The 21176-nt window shown below is 42.1% G+C and carries 26 protein-coding genes and 1 pseudogene; 6 read left to right on the forward strand and 21 right to left on the reverse strand.

Annotated elements, in window-relative coordinates:
- From ACFQV5_RS09005 to ACFQV5_RS09065, 13 genes are all read right to left on the reverse strand, one after another.
- On the reverse strand, positions 1-1056 hold the full coding sequence (locus tag ACFQV5_RS09005; protein ID WP_379245832.1) for an ABC transporter permease: 1056 nt from the start codon (positions 1054-1056) through the stop codon (positions 1-3).
- Complete coding sequence (locus ACFQV5_RS09010; RefSeq protein WP_379245834.1) at positions 1053-2585, reverse strand: ABC transporter ATP-binding protein; 1533 nt, start codon at positions 2583-2585, stop codon at positions 1053-1055. Before ACFQV5_RS09010 ends, ACFQV5_RS09005 begins: the two co-directional genes overlap by 4 nt.
- Before the next feature lie 193 nt (positions 2586-2778).
- Positions 2779-3885 carry a BMP family lipoprotein gene (locus tag ACFQV5_RS09015; RefSeq protein ID WP_379245836.1) on the reverse strand — a complete coding sequence of 369 codons (1107 nt, stop codon included), beginning with the start codon at positions 3883-3885 and terminating at the stop codon, positions 2779-2781.
- Between the two features lie 342 nt (positions 3886-4227).
- Positions 4228-5220 carry an SPFH domain-containing protein gene (locus tag ACFQV5_RS09020; protein ID WP_379245838.1) on the reverse strand — a complete coding sequence of 331 codons (993 nt, stop codon included), beginning with the start codon at positions 5218-5220 and terminating at the stop codon, positions 4228-4230.
- A gap of 18 nt (positions 5221-5238) precedes the next feature.
- Positions 5239-6114 carry a TPM domain-containing protein gene (locus ACFQV5_RS09025; protein WP_379246195.1) on the reverse strand — a complete coding sequence of 292 codons (876 nt, stop codon included), beginning with the start codon at positions 6112-6114 and terminating at the stop codon, positions 5239-5241.
- A 2-nt stretch (positions 6115-6116) separates the two neighbouring features.
- A complete protein-coding gene (locus tag ACFQV5_RS09030) occupies positions 6117-7148 on the reverse strand; it encodes a TFIIB-type zinc ribbon-containing protein (RefSeq protein ID WP_379245840.1) in 1032 nt (343 codons plus the stop codon).
- Positions 7149-7176: 28 nt separating this feature from the next.
- The gene (locus ACFQV5_RS09035; RefSeq protein ID WP_379245842.1) at positions 7177-7821 is read right to left on the reverse strand and encodes a PspA/IM30 family protein; all 645 of its coding nucleotides are present in this window, start codon (positions 7819-7821) and stop codon (positions 7177-7179) included.
- A 183-nt stretch (positions 7822-8004) separates the two neighbouring features.
- Positions 8005-8193: a hypothetical protein gene (locus tag ACFQV5_RS09040; protein ID WP_379245844.1), complete on the reverse strand. Its 189-nt coding sequence runs from the start codon at positions 8191-8193 to the stop codon at positions 8005-8007.
- Positions 8194-8310: 117 nt separating this feature from the next.
- Positions 8311-9333 carry a carcinine hydrolase/isopenicillin-N N-acyltransferase family protein gene (locus tag ACFQV5_RS09045; RefSeq protein WP_379245846.1) on the reverse strand — a complete coding sequence of 341 codons (1023 nt, stop codon included), beginning with the start codon at positions 9331-9333 and terminating at the stop codon, positions 8311-8313.
- Positions 9334-9335: 2 nt separating this feature from the next.
- Positions 9336-9845: a helix-turn-helix domain-containing protein gene (locus ACFQV5_RS09050; RefSeq protein ID WP_379245848.1), complete on the reverse strand. Its 510-nt coding sequence runs from the start codon at positions 9843-9845 to the stop codon at positions 9336-9338.
- A 147-nt stretch (positions 9846-9992) separates the two neighbouring features.
- Positions 9993-10193, reverse strand: a complete 201-nt coding sequence (locus tag ACFQV5_RS09055) for a cold-shock protein (protein ID WP_379245850.1) — start codon at positions 10191-10193, stop codon at positions 9993-9995.
- A gap of 460 nt (positions 10194-10653) precedes the next feature.
- Positions 10654-10854, reverse strand: coding sequence for a cold-shock protein (locus ACFQV5_RS09060; RefSeq protein WP_379245850.1), 201 nt, complete (start codon positions 10852-10854; stop codon positions 10654-10656).
- Positions 10855-10956: 102 nt separating this feature from the next.
- Positions 10957-11157 carry a cold-shock protein gene (locus ACFQV5_RS09065; RefSeq protein WP_379245853.1) on the reverse strand — a complete coding sequence of 67 codons (201 nt, stop codon included), beginning with the start codon at positions 11155-11157 and terminating at the stop codon, positions 10957-10959.
- Between the two features lie 322 nt (positions 11158-11479).
- Here ACFQV5_RS09065 and ACFQV5_RS09070 point away from each other — a divergent pair, with 322 nt between their 5' ends.
- A complete protein-coding gene (locus ACFQV5_RS09070; RefSeq protein ID WP_379245855.1) occupies positions 11480-11971 on the forward strand; it encodes an RNA polymerase sigma factor in 492 nt (163 codons plus the stop codon).
- On the forward strand, positions 11968-12981 hold the full coding sequence (locus tag ACFQV5_RS09075; RefSeq protein ID WP_379245857.1) for an anti-sigma factor C-terminal domain-containing protein: 1014 nt from the start codon (positions 11968-11970) through the stop codon (positions 12979-12981). The genes ACFQV5_RS09070 and ACFQV5_RS09075 overlap by 4 nt, the downstream gene beginning before the upstream one ends.
- A gap of 108 nt (positions 12982-13089) precedes the next feature.
- On the opposite strand, the gene ACFQV5_RS09080 is transcribed toward ACFQV5_RS09075, so the two are convergent.
- From ACFQV5_RS09080 to ACFQV5_RS09110, 7 genes are all read right to left on the reverse strand, one after another.
- The gene (locus tag ACFQV5_RS09080) at positions 13090-13290 is read right to left on the reverse strand and encodes a cold-shock protein (RefSeq protein WP_379245850.1); all 201 of its coding nucleotides are present in this window, start codon (positions 13288-13290) and stop codon (positions 13090-13092) included.
- A gap of 102 nt (positions 13291-13392) precedes the next feature.
- Entirely contained in the window at positions 13393-13593 is a 201-nt protein-coding gene (locus ACFQV5_RS09085) for a cold-shock protein (protein ID WP_379245853.1), read from the reverse strand.
- Between the two features lie 340 nt (positions 13594-13933).
- The gene (gene dcuC, locus ACFQV5_RS09090) at positions 13934-15349 is read right to left on the reverse strand and encodes a C4-dicarboxylate transporter DcuC (RefSeq protein WP_379245859.1); all 1416 of its coding nucleotides are present in this window, start codon (positions 15347-15349) and stop codon (positions 13934-13936) included.
- 31 nt (positions 15350-15380) lie between these two features.
- Positions 15381-16301: a ribonucleoside hydrolase RihC gene (rihC, locus tag ACFQV5_RS09095; protein ID WP_379245861.1), complete on the reverse strand. Its 921-nt coding sequence runs from the start codon at positions 16299-16301 to the stop codon at positions 15381-15383.
- A 20-nt stretch (positions 16302-16321) separates the two neighbouring features.
- Positions 16322-16744: a GNAT family N-acetyltransferase gene (locus ACFQV5_RS09100; RefSeq protein WP_379245863.1), complete on the reverse strand. Its 423-nt coding sequence runs from the start codon at positions 16742-16744 to the stop codon at positions 16322-16324.
- 444 nt (positions 16745-17188) lie between these two features.
- Complete coding sequence (locus tag ACFQV5_RS09105) at positions 17189-17863, reverse strand: YdeI/OmpD-associated family protein (RefSeq protein WP_379245865.1); 675 nt, start codon at positions 17861-17863, stop codon at positions 17189-17191.
- Positions 17864-17974: 111 nt separating this feature from the next.
- Positions 17975-18190, reverse strand: a complete 216-nt coding sequence (locus ACFQV5_RS09110; protein ID WP_379245867.1) for a hypothetical protein — start codon at positions 18188-18190, stop codon at positions 17975-17977.
- A 209-nt stretch (positions 18191-18399) separates the two neighbouring features.
- Here ACFQV5_RS09110 and ACFQV5_RS09115 point away from each other — a divergent pair, with 209 nt between their 5' ends.
- From ACFQV5_RS09115 to ACFQV5_RS09130, 4 genes and pseudogenes are all read left to right on the forward strand, one after another.
- Positions 18400-18888: an RNA polymerase sigma factor gene (locus tag ACFQV5_RS09115; protein ID WP_379245871.1), complete on the forward strand. Its 489-nt coding sequence runs from the start codon at positions 18400-18402 to the stop codon at positions 18886-18888.
- Positions 18888-18986, forward strand: a pseudogene (locus ACFQV5_RS09120) (zf-HC2 domain-containing protein); the annotation flags it as partial. The gene ACFQV5_RS09115 and the pseudogene ACFQV5_RS09120, both read left to right, overlap by 1 nt.
- 27 nt (positions 18987-19013) lie before the next feature.
- Positions 19014-19496 (forward strand): hypothetical protein, encoded by a 483-nt coding sequence (locus tag ACFQV5_RS09125; protein WP_379246227.1) that lies wholly within the window; start codon positions 19014-19016, stop codon positions 19494-19496.
- 98 nt (positions 19497-19594) lie between these two features.
- Positions 19595-19771 carry a hypothetical protein gene (locus ACFQV5_RS09130; protein WP_379245873.1) on the forward strand — a complete coding sequence of 59 codons (177 nt, stop codon included), beginning with the start codon at positions 19595-19597 and terminating at the stop codon, positions 19769-19771.
- 106 nt (positions 19772-19877) lie between these two features.
- Here the strand turns inward: ACFQV5_RS09130 and ACFQV5_RS09135 are convergent, their stop codons facing one another.
- Positions 19878-20696, reverse strand: a complete 819-nt coding sequence (locus tag ACFQV5_RS09135; protein ID WP_379245875.1) for a methyl-accepting chemotaxis protein — start codon at positions 20694-20696, stop codon at positions 19878-19880.
- Between the last annotated feature and the right edge of the window lie 480 nt (positions 20697-21176).

Consider the following 21176-nt stretch of genomic DNA (forward strand, 5'->3'; position numbering starts at 1 on the left):
TTACTCCCCCTGCTTTTTATTAGCCGCACGACGCAGCTTCAATTTTCGAATAACACGCTCGATCAATATGCTTGTTGCCGCAAAATATATAATAATTGCGATGATTGAATCAGCAATCTCTGGTGGAACTTCCGTCATGGCATTCATAAACCCTCTGCCCGAGTATAGAATCCCGAAGAATAAAGCGGACAGAAATACGCCTACAGGTGTATTTGCGCCTAACAGCGCAACCGCAATGCCATCAAATCCTTGGCTTGGCAGGATACCGATCTGCAAACTGGACGCATTCCCGGCATACTGCGCCACACCGGCCAGTCCAGCGATCCCGCCGGATATGAACATTGACAGCACAATACTTCGTTTTACCCCGATACCCGCATATTCCGCAGCATGACGGTTGAATCCTACCGCCTTCAGCTCATAACCCAGCGTTGTTTTGTTAATCAGAAAAGCTACCACAATCACAGCCACAACTGCGATGAAGAATCCCAGGTTAACATAGGATCCTTGAAATAAATCGCTAAGCCATTGCTGGTGAAGCATGGCTTCCGGTGGGAGCTGCCGGGATTCTGTTTCCAGGCTTTCTCCCTTGAAGTAAGCTGGGACTATATAATAAATCGTCCAGTAGGCGATCCAGTTCATCATGATCGTTGACACGACCTCATGCACGTTATATCGCGCTTTCAATAACCCTGGTATAACCGCCCATAAAGCCCCACCGATAAATCCGACTAGGATCATAAGCGGCAAAAGCAATCCCTTCGGAAGATCCACCGTAAGTCCGATCGCTGTTGCACAAAAGCCGCCGAACAGCATCTGCCCCGCTACACCGATATTAAACAACCCCGTACGGAATGCAAAAGCAACCGACAACCCCGTCAGAATAAGCGGCGTTGATGTCGCCAGCGTATTTCCGATCCGTTCCGGGTTCTTCAGTCCTCCTTGGAATAGGTACTTGAACCCTTCTACAGGATTATGTCCGGTCAGTACCATAAGCAACGCTCCCGCAACAAGTCCGAGCAGGACGGCAATCAACGATTTCACGCTGTTTTTCATGCGGTACCCTCCTCCTTCTGATACCCGGCCATCATCAGACCGAGTTCATTTTCATTCGTTTCGGAGGATTTCACGATACCCACCAGTTCCCCGTTATTGATAACAGCGATCCGGTCTGACAAGTTCAGCACTTCATCAAGCTCAAGGGATACCAGCAATACGGCTTTCCCCTTGTCCCGCTGTTCGACGAGACGCTTGTGAATATATTCAATCGAGCCAATATCAAGACCCCTGGTCGGCTGAACGGCTATGAGCAGATCCGGGTCGCGTTCTACTTCACGCCCGATGATAGCCTTCTGCTGATTACCTCCAGACATCGAACGTACAATCGATTTCCCACCGGTTCCTGAGCGCACATCGAAGCTCTGAATAATATGTTCAGCATGCTTGCGAATCGTTACCGGTTGAAGCAGACCATTCTTCGAGTACGGAGGCTTGTTATATACTTCGAGAATCAAATTCTCTTCAATTGTATAATCCAATACAAGCCCTCTCTTTTGACGATCTTCAGGAATATGACCGATTCCAAGCTCATTCCTTTGACGTATAGATAAGCCAGTAATCGATTTGCCGTTCAAACGTATGGTCCCGCTCTCCGCCTGTCGAAGACCAGTAATCGCTTCGATTAATTCAGTCTGGCCGTTTCCGTCTACTCCAGCAACACCCAAGATCTCACCAGCATGCAGTTGAAGCGTGAAGGCTTTGAGTGCATCGATCTTTTTATTATTCTTCACCGTAAGCGACTCGATTTCGAGAACCGGCTCACCTGGGCTGCTCTCCTGTTTATCCACCTTAAAGGAAACGCTGCGGCCCACCATCATTTCTGCCATTGTCTCTCGACTCGTATCAGCCACATCCACAGTGCCAATCGTTTTACCACGACGGATAACAGTGCAGCGATCCGCAACCGCTTTGATCTCTTTCAATTTATGTGTGATAAGGATAATCGATTTTCCTTCTTTGACTAGGTTTCTCATAATGCTCTGAAGTTCTTCAATTTCTTGCGGTGTCAGCACAGCTGTTGGCTCGTCAAAAATAAGCACCTCAGCATCGCGATACAGCATTTTGAGAATCTCGACCCTTTGCTGCATGCCAACCGAAATATCTTCAATTTTGGCATTGGGATCCACATTGAGTCCGTACTTCTTAGATAGTTCCTCCACACGCTTCGCGGCGGTTTCGACATCCAGAAACAATCGCCACCATTTACGTGTTTCGTTACCAAGGATAATATTCTCGGTGACCGTAAACGGTTCAACCAATTTAAAATGCTGGTGCACCATTCCGATCCCTAGTCTATTCGCCACATTCGGATTGGTAATCCGAACTTCCCGACCATTGACTTTAATCGTCCCGCGATCAGGTTGATACATGCCGAACAAAATGCTCATTAAGGTTGACTTACCTGCCCCGTTTTCACCAAGTAGCGCATGGATTTCCCCTTTTTTCAGTCTGAGCGTAATGTCGTCATTCGCCACAATCCCCGGAAACTCCTTACGGATGCCCACCATCTCGACAACATAGTCCATGGTTATGGGTCCTCTCCTTCTTCCGTCCCGATTTGGGACAGTTTATCTGCTTTCAACATCAATAAGACCAAAGGAACGTGCCCATAAGAGTCTCATAAAAAAAGACGGATTCCCGTCCGTCTTTTTTATGAGACGGGGAAGCACAAGTATACTTCCCTATGTCACAAGATACTTTAGTTTAATCGAGACTCAATTACTTAATTAGATCTCCCTGCTCAGCAGTTACCTTAATCTCGCCAGCTTTGATCTTATTGAACGCTTCATCCACTTGTTTCAGGATGTCCTCGCTCAGATTCGGGTTTTCCTTCGGAAGGCCGACACCGTCATTCTTCGCATCGAAGATGAGTGTCTGTCCGCCTGGGAACTTACCCTCTTTCTCCGCTTGGATCATATCGAATGCCGACTGGTCAATTTTCTTAACCGCTGAAGTCAGAATAACCGACTTTTCTCCCTCATAAATGCCATCCTTATACTGGTCAACGTCAACGCCAACGATCCAAACATCGTCCCCATTCTGAACACGGGTCTTCGCTTCGTTGATCGCGCCTACCCCTACACCACCTGCAGCTGCGAATATTACATTGACACCACGATCATACATCTGTGCCGCCAACTGGCTTCCTGCAGCTACGTTATCAAAGGAACCTTGGTATACAACGTTCTCCTTCTTCACCATCACCTTCGTATCCAAGTTCTCGTTAGCATATTTCAAGCCCTGCTGAAATCCCCAGTTAAACTTCTGTACCGGAGGAATCTCCATTCCGCCAATAAATCCAGTTTCCCCTTCTTTTACATGCAGCGCAGTTGCTACACCAGCCAGAAAACCTGCTTCTTGCTCTGCATAGAAAATCGCAACCGAATTTTCCTTAACCACGGGCTCAGCTCCCGGCTCCCCGGAATTAGGTGCTCCATCGATCAGTACGAACTTGGCATCCTTATATTTATCCTGTGCTTTAAATATTGCCGTTTCGAATTTAAAGCCCGGTGTTACGATAAATTTAAAGCCGGCATCATACAGGTTTCCGATTTCTATCGTATATTGGGCTTCTGTCGTTCCTGCTGGCTTCAAGTATTTATACTCTACGTTTAACTCTTTGCCAGCTCTCAGAATACCCTCGTAAGTTCCCTGGTTAAAAGACTTGTCATCGATCGTACCTGCGTCTGTAACCATCCCCACCTTGAAATTAGGCGTTTCGCCACCAGCACCACCACTTGACCCTGTTTCTGGTTTGCTGCCGCAACCTGCTAGCATCGTGACCGATAATGCTAGACTAATTAATGAAATGACCCCTTTTTTCATTCAGGTTAACCCTCCTAGGTTTTATACTTCCTTTATCAATAGATTAGTGCTACTTACAATATATTCATAAAAAATACTATTTTCAACAAAAAAATTGGAACTTTCAACCAATTACTTCTGCATCGCGTTGCAACGTTTAAGGAACACTTATCGCTGATTATGATCAACGTGTGTATAAGGGCCATATATAAAATGGTGCAACGGTGTCTAAATCTACCTTGTCTCTTGAAATATATGCGGGCTGTCCGGTTTTCTTGATCACGAATCTTCTGAATCATGTAAAATATAAAAGGCTCTGACTTTAAGTCAGAGCCTTTTATTTTTCCTTTGTGTTTAGTCTATTCAATTCAGCTTCTGTCCACAATTCGGACAAAAGTTAGCTCCTTCATTCTTCGCTCCGCAATTCGGACAGAAATTAGGCTTTTTACCTTCAGAGGCAGAGGGAGCAGGCGAAGCTTGTTGAGATCCCGCACCAGGATTCTGAGCTTGGTTTTGGTTCATATTCTTCATCATTTCATTCGCCATGTTCATGCCCATCATCATGCCCGCCATGTCCGAAGCAGCACCGCCACCTTGTACTTTGCCAGATGCGATTCCGTCCGTCATGCTCACTTGTTGATACTTCTGCAGATTGCCGATCATTTCATGAGAAGCCGTCTTCGTAATCATATCCTGAATTTCTTTAGGATAATTGAAACTCATCACCTGGAAGCCGGTAATCGTCATTCCGTTGTCCATCACCTGCATATCCAAATCTTCTTGAATACCTCTCGCAATTTCAGATGCATTCGCCTGCAGATTAAACATATCCTTGCCTTCTCTGCTAATCCATTTCATTAACAGCTGATCCAGCACCGAGGTAATCCGGATCTTCACATCCTCAACGAGATAGCTATTCTTCATCCCGGCCACCTTATCAATAAGTGTAACGTAATCATTCACTTTAAAATTGAACGTACCATTCGCCCGAATCGGCATTCCGCCCGGTAATTGAGGCGTCGGAATAAGAATAGGGTTCTGAGTCCCCCATCTAACCGTAAATTCCTTAGTGTTTACGAACAACACTTCCACACGCATCCCGCTGTTAAAGCCAAACTTAAAGCCTTTTAATGTTGATAAAAAAGGGATGATATCCGAGTCGATACTATATGTCCCTTCGTCTTCAAAGATCCCCTCGATCTTACCGTTGTTCACGAAAATCGCGTCTTGACCGGAGCGAATAATCAATTTACTCCCTTTTTTAATCTCGCGATTACTCCACTTCCAGAAGATCATGTCATCTCTAAATTCTTCCCACTCTACCACATTCGAAAATTGATTCTTGAAAAATCCCATCCTTTATCATCCCTTCCACTAAAATTTCCCACTACTACTGCTATGTGAATGCCCGCCTCCGGAGATACCTCCGCCTCTACCGCCACCTGAGCCTCCATTTGTGTTTCGCTCGATCTTCCGTTTGGTTACCGTTGTTCGAAGGTAGCGGTCTTCCCGTTGCAGAATTCCTGAAGTGCTTGAATCCTCATAGGTATGCCGATTGACTGTAACACGGCCCCCAGAGCGATAAGCCATTACTGAAACAGCAATTCCTCCAATCAACATGGCTACTCCGAGCTGAAACCAGATGTTAAAGAAGATACTATCCGGATCGACACCCGAATTAACGCCTGGATTTATGTTCTGATTGATGCCTGAATGGATGCCTGAGCCGACTCCAGGATTTATATCCTGATTGATATCTGGCTCCATGCCCATATATTCGTAGGCCGTTTTGATATATAACTCAAAAGCTTGCTTATAATCACCGCTGGATAAATAGGGCGCGATTAGGCTGCGAATCTCATCAAGACGGCTGCCGTCAAGATACTCCTCGCCCTTATAATAACCTTGCAAACCAACATCTCGAGAACTAATCACTACGGTCAGAATCACGGTATTCCCGTGTGGTTTGTCATATCCCGGTGCATATTCATCGTAGAAATTTTCCGTCATTAACTCATCGTCGTCATTAGGGGCGCTCTCAGCTGTAAGGATGATAAAATCCGTCTCTCGCTTCGCTCCATATTCATTCGCCATCACGTTCAGTTCATCTCGATCTTCCTGGCTAAGCAGTCCCGCTTCATCAAAGATAAGCTGCTTTATTTCCGGTGCAGCCATCGCCCTTTCTGTCGGAGCAACACTATACACAACAAGGAAGATCAGCAATGTCAGTACCGCTCTGCATCTGCTCACGCTCACAAAAATCCGCCTCCCATCATCCAAGAGATTAGCCTCAGTGACAGGAATGAGATACCAGAAATCGCCGCGAACCATCCCGCCACCTTCGCCTTGCTAATCGGAGGTTTGCCAACCACCTTGCCGGTCTGGCCATTCATCGCAAAAATATGCTCTGTCTTGTTGAAGTCATAATGTACAATCCAGACCGGAAGCAGTACATATTCCGCTTGTTTCATTGTCGTATCAATCTGCTTATTCGTGTAGTTAACCGTTGTGTACCCAGACACGGCAGACGAAATATAAGCTTCGATATATCCTCTAATTTTATCTTTTGACCGCGGAAACAGCTCTTGCTCGTCATAACTGTACTTTTCCGCAACATAACCGGCGAGATAAGGAGTTTTAAAGCTTTTTAGCTGATCGTAGGGAAATGGTTCTAATCTATCCATCAGTTTATCGTTCATTTTCTCCGAGGCATCAATCGGCACCTTCACATAATTCAGACGAATTTTCCTGTAAATATCATAATGCTGCGTTTCCGTATACTGATAATCGCCTCTTGTGTAGGTTCTCACCTTCGTTCCGTGCGCCTGAACCTCAACTTTATTATGTAATTCATATAACCAGAAAGGTACATAAATCCCGGTTATACTTTTCACTCGATCAGCGGTCATAAACCCACTAGGCGTCAGAAGGCCATTCTTACACCATTTTCGGAATGCTGCCATCGCTTCATCTTTACTAATAGAAAAAGGGATTACCTTCGCTGGAGCCAGCTTCCCGGTGAGTCGGTCACCAATAACAACCGCTGATCCACAGAAGCTGCAAGATGTTGCAGTCGTTTCTGCTTCGGTCATGATGACCGCCCCGCAGCTCGTGCAATGATATTCCTTCGCCTCATCCTCAGAAAAAACATTAGTCGTCAGCGGGTCAGAAATACTCCCAATATCATCTTTCCTGCCGCAACTCGGACAAGATAATGTTCCTGTTTCACTGTCAAAAACCATGCCACTACCGCAATTTGGACATTTGTATTCGATAACCGGCATCTGCTCACCTCAATCACAAAAGAAAATGTTATTCTTCAGTATTCGTATTCTTATTCTGATCCTTCTCCAATTGTGCGATCAGGTCATCCAGGTCATCTTTCTTCGCTTCTGCTCGAAGCTCAGCTAAAGCGATCGCTTCATCCAATGCAAGATTAGCCTTCTCCTCCATAGCATCAAATGCTGAGTTCACATTACCCATGGTGGAGGTGTCGGAGTTTAATGTTTGCTGTGTTTTGGCAGCTGCCAGCTTCCCTTTTAATTCTGCATGACGTGCTTCTAGTTTCCCTATATCCGATACCAACTTAACCTGCATTTGTTTCATTGTAGCTGCATTTGAGGAAGCTAAATCATAGGCAGCTTGCAACTCACCATATTTCTCTTCCTGCGCTTTTTTTCGATCCAGAAACTTCTGAGCACCCTCATGATTTTCCTCTGCCAATGCCTTATCGGCATACCGCTCCAGCTTCTTCAACTCGGCGCCGCATTCATCCAGCGCTCTCTTCGCTCTTCTCTCATCTGCTATCACCGAAGCCGTCTCCGCTTTGACTTTACCCAAATCACTGTTCAAGTTCCGCATGTATTCATCAATCGTCTTCGCTGGATCTTCTGCCCGTTCCAACAAGGCATTAACATTAACCTTCATAATATCCTTAACCCTCGATAAGATTCCCATGTTCATCTCACCCCTCGAAAAGTTTACATATATCATATATTACATAAAAACGGTGAATTGGTTTCACTCTATCATCTGTGCAGTGTCTATTGATGAAGTTGCATATAAAAAAGAAAACACCTTCACAAGGTGTTATAGGGCGAGCATGGAGCTTAAAATAAATCTTATAGTCTCTACTATTTTTTATTTACGGCGAGATTTCGTCATTCGAGTATACATAACCAGAGCAGCAACAATCATACCAATAAAACCAGCATTTTCTGCGGACGCAGAGTCCATCCCAAATACCATACAAATATTGAACACAAAGCTTTTCGTTAATAGCGCAACAAGAATCAACATCACTGGACGCCATATATTATACCTTCTCATCCCCACAACACTCCTGACCCATTTCCCATTATGTACTTAAAAATTCAACATAGTAAGACGATTAAATCCCATTATAGCATGAATAGGAATGCGCATACATTTTTGTTCCATCCGAATTTATCGTTTCTGTGTACGTTGATACATATCAGGGAATGAGGCCATAAAGGTTATCATTTCTTCTGTAATCGTCCAACCAAACGCTTCTGTAAATACAGGATTGTTGAAGAACGATTCGACTACTTTACGGTTTATATTCGCGGTATACACCTCAAAACGTTCATTGCAATATCCTCCGTCTGATTGTTGCAGATCAAGTACCTTGGCATCGGAATCCAAAGAGAAATCCAACTCTTCAAAACAGATTATTGTCCTCTGCTGGTGCCGATTTGTTAGAAAATGTACTTCCTTTCGATCCACATCGTATACAAGACTATAAATCGTATCCTCTCGCTGGGCAGCTCGCAGCGCTTCAAACATATAATCTATCTGCTCTTCAACGCCTACTGGGAATGGGCGGGCCACAGACGCGGCTGCTTTGATAAAGCGTTCCATAGAATTTCGAGAATAGTCATCATAGTTCTCACGCCAAGATTCTTCCGGATCCTCTAAGTCTTTTATCGCCTGGGCATAAGCTGTGTTCGCTATAATGGCGACCGGTAGTGTTTCACCTCGATATACGTTCATCTGCCCATTTAAAAACTCAACAATTGCGCAGTCTCCCAAACGATCGCACACGATATAATGAAGGCGAGACATCGGGTCAATAATTCTTACGCTCGAAGCCGTTTCAATCACTTCCTGTACAGATGCGCAAGTATCGAGCATTAGCTGAATCCAAGGTAGCTCGCCAATCGCGAGAAGAGTCTTATCTTCTGGGTACGAAGATTGCCATAATGTTGTCTGTTCCACGACAAGACCAGCTTCGTTCATCCCACCATTGGGCATTTCCTTGCCCACCTGGGAGACAGTTACACTTCCATACAATGAACACCATTCAACGGGTTGTTCCGGCGGCATAACCATTGCTCTTTTTGCTATATTACGCAGATTTGTGAATACATAGGCTCCATCGTAAGGAATGTCTTGGTTTTTGCCGAGAAAGTTCATGCCATCCTGGCCGACATATATACTGGTGCTCATACCTACACATCCCCCTTTAGTAGTCTTGCACTTAGACTCTCTACGTTTCCGGCTTCAAGTTCATCTAACACAAGATCAAGAAGGGCATCCATTCGTTCATCTTCCTGCTGCAAAATAGCGATAATTCTCGCAAGACGAAGCTCATCGATCCACTCTCTCTGAAGCTCCCTTTTTTTCTCCCGATAAGGCTCGATATCCTCCTCGTCTGCCTCCTCTGCTTCAAGTTCTGCGATCTTTCGGTCCACCAGCAGCATATGAAGTTCGATTTTCTCGTGAGGAGTTAATGGTTTTGCATATTGGTTACGATCAATCAGCACCGTTTCTTCGACTCCAAAATAATCAGCGAGAGCCTGCAACCGTTCCTGTGGAATCGGTCTGCGGTTCTTAATCCAATCCGAAAATTGCTGTGGTGTAATGTTAAGCTCACGACCGATACCAGAGTACGACTGCTCATTAATCATGACTAAGTATTCCAATACCGTTGTGGAGTGCTTTAGCGCCTGCCGTTTCATTCAAACCACCTCATTGACATAAATTATGTCTTCAATATGACAGACGACATAATTTATGTCAATGCCTGAATGTAAAATAAATAATTATCTTCTATCCAAGAACAACAAAAAACCCGCTCATGATGAGCGGGTTTAGCAAATTCAATATTAAAGTTTTACAACATTCTCAGCTTGCGGGCCACGTTGGCCTTCCACGATATTGAATTCTACGCGTTGACCTTCGTCCAAAGACTTAAAGCCATCTCCTGTGATTGCGCTAAAGTGTACGAATACATCGTTACCGCCCTCAACCTCGATAAAGCCAAATCCTTTTTCTGCGTTAAACCATTTCACTGTGCCTGTTTCCATAATACAATTACCACCTAAATTTTATTACATGTGCTCTTACTCTCAAAAAATCTCTTGCAAAATCTCTTAAAAAAATAAAAATTCACATATGGTACAAGGTTATTGTTGATTCAAGAATAACCCTCTACGCTATGCGAATTCATTAGGTAACTCTTTGTTCGATAGATTTATTATAGCACACCCCATGTAATAAAGAACTATAAACAATATGGTAATAGAGTGATTAAATGTAATGTAGATTGACCCGAAAAAAGCTGTTTCCTTCTCGGACTTGATATCTATATAAGAGATCATCCCTTTATTTATTGTTTATCGTAAATTTCTGAACATTGCCCAAATCCTTATCGCTGAAATGAATATGCAGTCCCCGTTAACTAACGAGGCATTTTTTTTAATTATCATTATATATAGACAAAAAACCCCCACAGTTTTTGGGCTGTGGGGGTTCTCATATTCAATATTAAAGTTTTACAACATTCTCAGCTTGCGGGCCGCGTTGGCCTTCCACGATATTGAATTCTACACGTTGACCTTCGTCCAAAGACTTAAAGCCATCTCCTGTGATTGCGCTAAAGTGTACGAATACATCGTTACCGCCCTCAACCTCGATGAAGCCAAATCCTTTTTCTGCGTTAAACCATTTCACTGTGCCTGTTTCCATTATATAATTACCACCTAAATTTTAATTTTTGCATTTGCAAATTTCGTTCTTCACTGCTCTATCTTAAATATGTTGACGAACAAGTTCGTTTATAATTCAATATTAGAGTTTTACAACGTTCTCAGCTTGCGGGCCGCGTTGGCCTTCCACGATATTGAACTCGACGCGTTGACCTTCGTCCAAAGACTTGAAGCCATCTCCTACGATTGCGCTGAAGTGTACGAATACATCGTTACCGCCCTCAACCTCGATGAAGCCAAATCCTTTTTCTGCGTTAAACCATTTTACTGTGCCTGTTTCCATAATACAATTACCACCTAAATTTTATTACATGTGCTCTTACTCTCAAAAAATCTCTTGCAAAATCTCTTAAAAAAATAAAAATTCACATATGGTACAAGGTTATTGTTGATTCAAGAATAACCCTCTACGCTATGCGAATTCATTAGGTAACTCTTTGTTCGATAGATTTATTATAGCACACCCCACGCAATAAAGAACTATAAACAATATGGTAATAGAGTTATTAAATGTAATCATCTCGTTTTTATGTTTCTGAAATATTTTCGCAATACTCTTAACATTTCTAAATTCTGCCCGTTATACCTATGAAAGGTGGTGAAGCATGGACACCGGACAGCTCTACACAATGTTGCAACCTAAGCTAAATGAAATCCGGAAATATCTGATTCGTCTGGGCGCTTCTCCATCTGATGCAGAGGATATCGTACAGGAGACTGTCTATAAAGCTTTCTCATACATTGATTCGATTGAAGAAGGAAAGTTTGGTGCGTGGATGTATAAGGTGGCTATTCATCGCTACTACGATCTCTGCCGCCGAAAGAAGTGGATCACGATTCCGATTGAAACGATAGACATCCCAGATTCTGAACTGCCGGAAGATGCTCTGCTCGAGCGAGAAAAGAAAGAAGAGGTGGACGCTGTTCTCTCTCAACTCATGCCAGTGCATAAACAGCTTCTCATTATGAAGTATGAGATGGAGCTGCCGTATAAGGAAATATCAAAGTTACTCGGGATGCGGATGGAACATGTTAAAGCGGCGCTGTACCAAGCAAGACAGCAGTTCAAAAAAATATATGGGAGTGAAGTTAGATGAATGAGCCTTACAAAGATGCTGATGAAGTAAATTTTACAAAAGTAATTAGGAAGGCAAAATGGAAGTCGATCATAAGGACGACAATCATTTCAGTCATTGTATTTATCATCGTTCTATTCGGTGCTACGCTTGCAAATGTTCAATTAACAAGCCGTGCTGCAGAAGAGGCTTCGAGAAGTGAATGGTTCATGAGACAAATTACTGGACCCAATGAGGTGGAAACAGCCCGCATGAACCACAGTGGTTTTCTATCTGGAACATTGCAGACTTATACAGCCAAAGTTATCGAAGGTGTCGTCATACCTTGGTCAAATAAAGAGACGAATTACAATGTCTTCCCTTCCTTCAGTTTCACTTCTTTGTCTGGTAGTATTTCGCAAAGTGTCTCCTTAACCGATGAAGATATGAAACAAAATGGTTATGAGTATACACGGAGTTATAACGGATTGAACGGTCAAAGAGAAATGATGTTTTACATTCCGGGAGTAGATTATAATGACAAAATCCTTAACGATCTTCCCCTCCTTCAGGAGATGGACCCGGCAAAGCTCGTTGAAATGGCTATTTCTTTTGACAAAACCTATTCTTTAGACGAAGTAAAAAAGCTGACTCCTCCTGGAATAACTCAGACATGGTACTGGGTAGACACCTATGATAATAAAAAATTCTATGAGCCTTTTATCGATGGGAATGGGAATAAGAGTTATGCCACTCCTCATACAGATTCATGGGCTCATGGGTTTGGTATCATTCCTACGGAGCCAACTATTGAAGTAACGGAGCAGAAATTCTTAGACGCCTTAGAACGGGGAATCCAGCTGGAAGGGCAATATCATTATGATTTCAACCGAATCTACAATTACTTAAAGAAGGATAAGGTCAAACCTGATGCAAGTGATGTTCGTATTCTTGGTGTGGTCGTTACAGGGACTGCTAAAGAACTTCAGGTGCTTAGTGGGCAACCTTATGTGAGGGGTATTACTTTAGGGGCTGTGGTTGATAAATACTAAATCTGTAGGCACATCTTTCAGCCAATAACTATACATTTAAATGTTCATATTCAATCTCTGAACAACAAAAAAACCCGCTCATCATGAGCGGGTTTAATAAGTTCAATATTAAAGTTTTACAACATTCTCAGCTTGCGGGCCACGTTGGCCTTCCACGATATTGAATTCTACGCGTTGACCTTCGTCCAAAGACTTAAAGCCATCTCCTGTGATTGCGCTAAAGTGTACGAATACATCGTTACCGCCCTCAACCTCGATGAAGCCAAATCCTTTTTCTGCGTTAAACCATTTCACTGTGCCTGTTTCCATTATATAATTACCACCTAAATTTTAATTTTTGCATTTGCAAATTTCGTTCTTCACTGCTCTATCTTAAATATGTTGACGAACAAGTTCGTTTATAATTCAATATTAGAGTTTTACAACGTTCTCAGCTTGCGGGCCGCGTTGGCCTTCCACGATATTGAACTCGACGCGTTGACCTTCGTCCAAAGATTTAAAGCCATCTCCTACGATTGCGCTAAAGTGTACGAATACATCGTTACCGCCCTCAACCTCGATGAAGCCAAATCCTTTTTCTGCGTTAAACCATTTTACTGTGCCTGTTTCCATAATACAATTACCACCTAAATTTTATTACATGTGTTCTTACTCTCAAAAAATCTTTTGCAAAATCTCTTAAAAAAATAAAAATTCACATATGGTACAAGGTTATTGTTGACTCAAGAATAACCCTCTACGCTATGCGAATTCATTAGGTAACTCTTTGTTCGATAGACCGATTATAGCATATCTAAAATAATATAGATACCCCGCAGCATTGTAAATTAAGTGGAAATAAAGTAATTAATTTCAAGTAACGATAAAAAAGGAACAGCCACTGACCGTATCTACGGCAGTGGCTGTTCCTCAATAGAACTATTTAGTTTAACGATAAACGTCCATCATGAATTTACAGGAATATGATCATGGAGAGAACGAACATAAAGACCACACCAACAATCATAGGTACCGATGTACGTTTCACAATCTCAATTGGACTCTTCTTAACCGATCCAGCTACGATAAGCACAACAGCCGCCACTGGGGAAACTGCTCTTAGCAGGTTACCAGCAAGACCCATTGGAATCGTAACAGCGATTGGGTTAATAGCCGCTGCCTCAGCAAGAGGAACCATCAGAGGCACCATGGAATAGAAGAGTGCTGTTCCACTTCCGCTTAGAATAACGATCAGAGCGGTTACGCCAACGAGAATGAGCGGAAGGATAAATCCAAGGTTGGAGCCTTGAATACCTACCATTGCCGATTCCAACGCTTCAATAATTCCGATGGATTTCAGACCGGTAACGAATACAGATGCCGCCACGAGTAGAACAACAATCGGCATTGCATTACCCATCCCTTTGAAGAAATGCTCTGTGCCATCCAGTACTGCCTTCGCATTTCTTTTGCGGATTAATTCACACACAATCGCAATTGCGAAAGATAGCAATGCTACAACTTCAACGCTTACATTGATCGAAAGATCAGATACAGATTGAAGGATAAATATAACGATCAGGAACACGATTGGAAGCACTGGCAATAAAGCATATACAGCTGTAAACAGTTTCCCACCGGTTACTAACTTAACATCTTTCAATTCTACTTCTGCCTCATCCGTATTGACACCCATCTTCTTATCCATGCGCTTCTGCCAGAAATAGTGGGCAGCCGCTATGACGATAAGTGTAGGGATGGAAACCAAGGCATGATAACGGAATACATAGTCCGTTACAGTCAAATTCGCAAACTGAGCATGCTGTGCTAGTTCAGTTGCCACCGCAACGTTATCTCCGCCCATTGGGGTTGGGACAATCGTAGCGGATGTTGCAATGATCGCTGCTGCAGACAATGTTGTCATGCCCGCTTTTTTCAACACTGGGAATAGCGTAGCAAGCAAAATAATAGCTAAGTTCGAAGCACTAGGTATTACCAGGGACAATAAGTTTCCAAGCAAGAAAACTACAGGTACAAGGATATATACCGATTTAATTTTACCAAGTGGCTTCGTTAATACATTAACGGTTACATCATTCGCATTAATATAGGACATATACGCTGTATATCCACCAAGAACGAGGATGATAAAGCCTGCTGAAGTTAGTGAGGACTTAAACTGGTCCGTTATTGCCAGCAATGGGTCTAACCATACAGCCCCCGTTGACTCAAAGTCTTTAGCGCTAATTCCATTGCCCATCATAATCGCGATAAACATTAACACAATTCCGATGAAGAACAGTGTTATTTTGATATCCATCTGCTTAATTAGCATGTATACGATTACTAATATCGCTAAAATCGCTGATCCATACATAATTATATCCACTGTAAGCACTCCCCTAGTTGTCGTTCGTTCGTTAGTTGCACTTACTCAAACTATCGAGCAACCATTCTCTAAATAATTGCTGGTCAATATCTACACATACTTTGGCGTTATTCGGCTTCTTCAAGTAACCTTTCAAATCAACAATGGTTGCTCCTGCCGTCATACTGCCGTTCAGTTCTACATCAACGAAAGTGTCAACCGTTTCGAACATGTCAGGCTTCAACAAATATGCAATAGCGCAGCTATCATACATTTTCAGTCCTGTTTTCATGCTGCCACCGCGGTAACGCTTAAAGAGACTATGAAGCATAAATCCAACATCGTTCATTTTCTCAAGTTTGGCGCTATCTTCTGGCAGTACAAGAGCTTTCCAGCCAACATCGAGACCCGCCATCACGATTGGAAGACCACTGTCAAAAACAATTTTGGCTGCCTCAGGGTCAACATGAATGTTGAATTCGGACATAACGCCTTTATTGCCTCTGGTAACCGATCCACCCATTAGGACGATTTCTTCGATATTGTTCTTCACTTCAGGATAAACTTTTAATAGAAGTGCAATGTTCGTAAGTGGTCCGATCGGAACGAGTGTTACCTTCGTTTCACTTTCTTTAATAACTCTGTACATGGCATTGACCGCGTTCTCTTCAAGAACTAAATCACGAGTTGGTTCTTCGAAATCAAAGCCTTCCATTCCACTCGCACCATGAACATCGCTCGCATCTTCTAGCTGTCTAATCAATGGAACGTCCGCTCCCATAGCAACAGGAACTTCCTTCTTAAAATATTTCAACAGTTTTAGAGCATTATTAGTTACATTATCAATTCCAACATTACCAGCTACGGTTGTGATTAGCTTTACATCTAATTCTTCGCTGTACAATGCAATCGCCAAGGCTACTGCATCATCAATCCCAGGATCTGTGTCGATAATAATCGGTCTTTTTAACATATAATTCATCCCCCTATAAACTAAACGTTTTCATTGTTTACAAACTTGACCATCCCATGACCGAATTCTTCATTAGGACGCTGTATAAATCCAAACTTTTTATAGAAGCCTTCCTTATTCGGCGTAGACATTAATCCTACATATGCATTTTTGCAGGCTTTTCCCTCAATGTACTCCATTAAAGAGAGCATAATGTCATGGCCAATGGATCTATTCTGGTAATCAGGATCAACGACTACGTCTTTTATAAAGAACACAACTCTGTCATCTCCTAATACCCGTCCAATTCCTACAGGTTTATCAGCATCATATATAACAACAGAAAAGAGCGTTTTTTCTAATGCCATGGCGACATCTTCGAACGAATACTGTTTAAATCCTACTTTTCGTCGAAGCTCAATGTATATTTCGGGAGTTAATGTGTTGGTTACTTTTTTTAGCATTTAACGACCGCCTACCTTTTATGCATTAACCCATGGAATGCTCCAAACCTTGGTTTCTGCTTCAGCCTCTAGCCAATTGATAAAAACATCTTTTCCATTCTTATAGAAAATGATTCTGTTCTTACCTTTTGGGATGCCACTCGAAAGCTGAAATGGTGATTGAAGAAATGTTTGCAGATGAATGTGTAACCGGTTCCACATTATCGACACCAATGTCCTCATTTTTTCATAAAAAATAATATGTTGCCAAAAGAGTCCACTCTAGCCTTTAGAACTGAGTTTTAATCACAGAACTTAATGTAATCAAAACTTCTTTCTTCTTATATGATGAATCTCACATGACTTTTCATTTCATAAAAGCGAATTCATAATCATTTAAGCGCTTTTCCGTAACCGGTTACACAAATTATAAAAAATACTTCAGCGGCTGTCAAAGGGAAATAATTACATTTGATGATCCCGTCGATACAACTCACGACTCTTATAGCCTTTCTGCAAAATCATTTTCATTTCCTCACGACGTTTTGCTATGGTACTCTCTTGTTTAGCACTGTACACATAGCGAGCCCAATCTTTACGATAACCCGGAGTCAATGATTGGTACATCGCAAGCAGATCTGGTGTATTCTCCAAATCTTTATCCACCTGTGGAATAAAGGAAATATAATCATCTACAGATTGACTTGGTTTGGATGAAGGCTTGTTCTTGCCTTTAGCGTCCTCTTTAAATCCAACAATCGTAAAGATATCGTCAAGACCTACCATTCGTGCAAATTTAATTGTGCTTGTCCCGACATACCCATTCTCGTCGCTCCCAAGCCCATCTAACAATTCATCACGATGAATAAATGTTGGGTACACCTTGTTACCTTTCTTAGGGTACGCGGCAAAGAGATATCCATTCGTCTGAAGATGCTGATGCTCAATTACGCGATCAACAAGTGCCTTTAACGACTCCAAATCCAGTACAAAAGCAAATATAAGATCATACGCACGGTTCTTAAGCTCTGTATCGTAATCTGTTAACTCCGCTAAGTAGTCGGAGCCTTCTGGCGCATCCAACACAGCAATCTGAGTATATTTATGCAATTTCAACTTTTCTACGATTGATTTAGCCATGTGAATTCTCTGGGCACCTCCATTTATTTGTTCCTCATCTCTGGATATCCTCTATTGTATCACCAACAATATTTAATTATTGCGAAAACATGTTTCGTATTAGATGGCGTCTTATTCTGAAATGCTTTCAATCGCCGTGAAAAATACGTCATGAAGCTCTTTATCGAAATTGTCTTTTACATATTCGGATATTCGTACGAGCTCTTCCTCGCTTTTGTACTCCAAGCATGGTCGGCCTTCGCACCATAATACTGTGCATTCAAACACTTCCTTAACCTGCTCAATCAGGCAATCTTGCGCGACCAATCCACGATTCGTTGCTGTCAAACGCCCTCCACCCTCTTTCCTAATCCTGTTTACCTTTATCTTATTATTCAAATTTAAGATATTCTTACGACGATATTTATCACATATATAGGAAAATTAAGTGTAACAAGCTATTAAAAAATGAACTTAATTGGTAAATTAATATAATTTGAATGAAGGTTGTAACGTTTATCGGCATTTACGGATATATAACTTGAGGAGGTGAACAAATGCAGGACACCGAGGAATTATACAGGGAATACTCGACCCAAGTATATAAATTCGTATTTAGTTTATGCCATAATCACTTGCTGGCAGAAGAAATCACCCAAGAAACTTTTTATAGAGCTATAAAGTCAATACACAGATATGATGGTACCTGCAAAGTATATGTATGGCTTTGTCAGATTGCGAAGCATGTCTGGTATAAGGAGTTGGACAAGCAATCCAAGAGGGACATCTCCTCCCTGGAAGACGCCTCCTTACCTGATTTGCCTGATTCCAATTCCACAGAATCTCAATTCATTTTGGCTCAAGACAAGATGGAATTATTCAAAAAGCTTCATTTACTTGATCCCAATACGAAAGAAGTATTATACCTGCGTTTGACCGGGGAATTCAGTTTTCGGGAAATTGGCGAAATTCTTGGCAGAGATGAAACCTGGGCTAGAGTTACCTTTTACCGCGGGAAACAAAAATTGATGAAAGGAAGATTATGATGAAGTGCGATATCATTCAGGATTTATTACCTTCATATATTGAAAAGCTAACCTCTTTACATAGTAACGAAGAAATTGAAAAGCATTTGCAAACCTGTGAGAACTGTCGTAAGGCGTACAAAGAAATGTCTGCGTCAACAGACTTTAACTTGCCTGTAATTGACCAAGAAGAAGTTGAAAAGCTCAACTATTTTAAGAAGTTGAAAAAAAAGAACTTAACGATCATCTTTCTCTCTGCCTCCGCGGCCCTTGTCTTGGCCACAGCTATTATTGTATTTTTCGTCATTGGTTTTTCGGTGTCATCTAAAGATGTAGACATTGTTTATGAGAAGATTGATGGTCGTCTAGAAGTGAATCTAACACTTAAGAACGGTAAAGATCTGTTGTTCACGAGTAAAACTAATTTCATTCGCGATGAGAATGATAATGTAATCGGCATTGAATCGCGGTATATCCCAAAAGGCGTACTTCATAATCCATTTGATGATGTGGGAAATGAGATTATGCTGGGAACGGTGATTAATGCTGATGAGGATCACCAAAGTTCTTTTATCATTGAATTTAAAGATAAGACAATGACGTTCATAAATGGTGAATTGGTGGAATAAGATGCTTCGTTCTTTCACTGCAGCACGAATATCCACATAGCAGCCAGCACATAATAGAGCTTCACAACCCATTCCAATAAACAAGGAGGACCTTCCAATTGAGCACAAATCAACCGGATAAGAACCTCATTAACACGGTGGAGCAACTGGAGCAGGCACCCGTAAACAGCCACGAAGCCCAGCAACAGCAGCAAGCTCGGAATGATCGCCGAAAACAAGCGCTGCATGGAAACGATGGGAAATACAAGGAAAGTGAAACTGGAAATTATCATTAAAGGCGAGCGAGTTCAAAAATTGATGATTGTGTAAACAGACAAGTGATCCCCGCCATCTATCAGAGGGCGGGGATCATTGTTTGATTTCTCTTGTTCAGACATCGCTTTATAATCTCTTTGCAAAATTATTCAACTGCTCCGACATCCGATCAACCTCTTCGATAAAGTCTAATATCTGTTGAGATGACGACACCTGCTTGTCAACAGTTGCCGACATATGTTCAATGGATAGACGCATTCTACTTATCGCCTCTTCGAATGTCTTCAGTGTATTCTGAATCACGTTCGTGGAACTTAAGGTTTCTTTGGAAAGTTTCCTTATCTCGCCCGCTACAACCCCGAATCCTCTTCCTAGATCACCTGCATGAGCTGCTTCAATCGCCGCATTAATGCCTAATAAATTCGTTTGGTCCGCTACTCTTCTAACAATCGCTACAACTTTATCGGTTTCATTGACCTGTTCTACCGTCTGATTAGAGAGCGTAAGAACCTGTTGTGCAGACTCGGCCAATACACGTGAACCTTCCGCGACTTGCGAAAGCTGCTTGTTAGCTTGAGTTAGGGAAACCGAGATTTGTTCGGCAATAGCTATTAATTCACTTTGCTTCCGAATTTGAATGGCTATACCGCCGATGACGTTGCCCTTGGAATCGTGAAGCGGTGTAGCCGTCCCTGTAAATTCAAAACCATAAAATGAGGCAGGAACCACCGATCTCAACGCTTCATTATTTCGAATCGCTTGCATTAATGGTTCCTCTTGATGCAATAGTTGACCGACACGTATCTGCAAATCAATATCTTCTCCAGGCCAATATGCAATAAATTTCTCTGTATCACAGATAGCAATCGATAATTCAGCAGGAACCGCCGCCTTCAAGATCGGAATTATTTCTGCCACAGTTTCCAGGGATTCAACGCTGTTCATCTCGGATTCTCCTCAATATGTAACGATATAATAATCCTTCAATTATCTTCTATATTAGAATCTAATATTACTATCCTTGGAGAATTTTGTGAATATAGGGTCAGGAAAATATTTCACTCGCGAACAAAAAGTTGTTTATGCCGTTTACGTCATTGTCTGTGCTCTATGTCACAAAGAGGCTCCTTTTTTTAATACATAGGTCATTAGCCCCAATTTCGTCTTCCCCCATCCACTCCAGTGAATATAACAACAAATTGACAACCCCTCTATAAACAATAACAAATCGCCGACACCCCTAATTTACCTCTATTCTCTAGATTTTTTCGAATTCATCCGTTCACAAAATTAACACTAGGAAACTATTTAAAGTTTTTTAGTTTCGTAGTATTCTAGATTTGTTAGAAAAAACATCTTTTTTAAGGGACCCAAAAAGGACGTTTCATCTTCGCTTTCACATTAAAATTTCTTTTCTAGAAGGGA

The organism is Paenibacillus sp. GCM10028914 (assembly GCF_042666275.1).
GTDB lineage: Bacteria > Bacillota > Bacilli > Paenibacillales > Paenibacillaceae > Paenibacillus_AQ.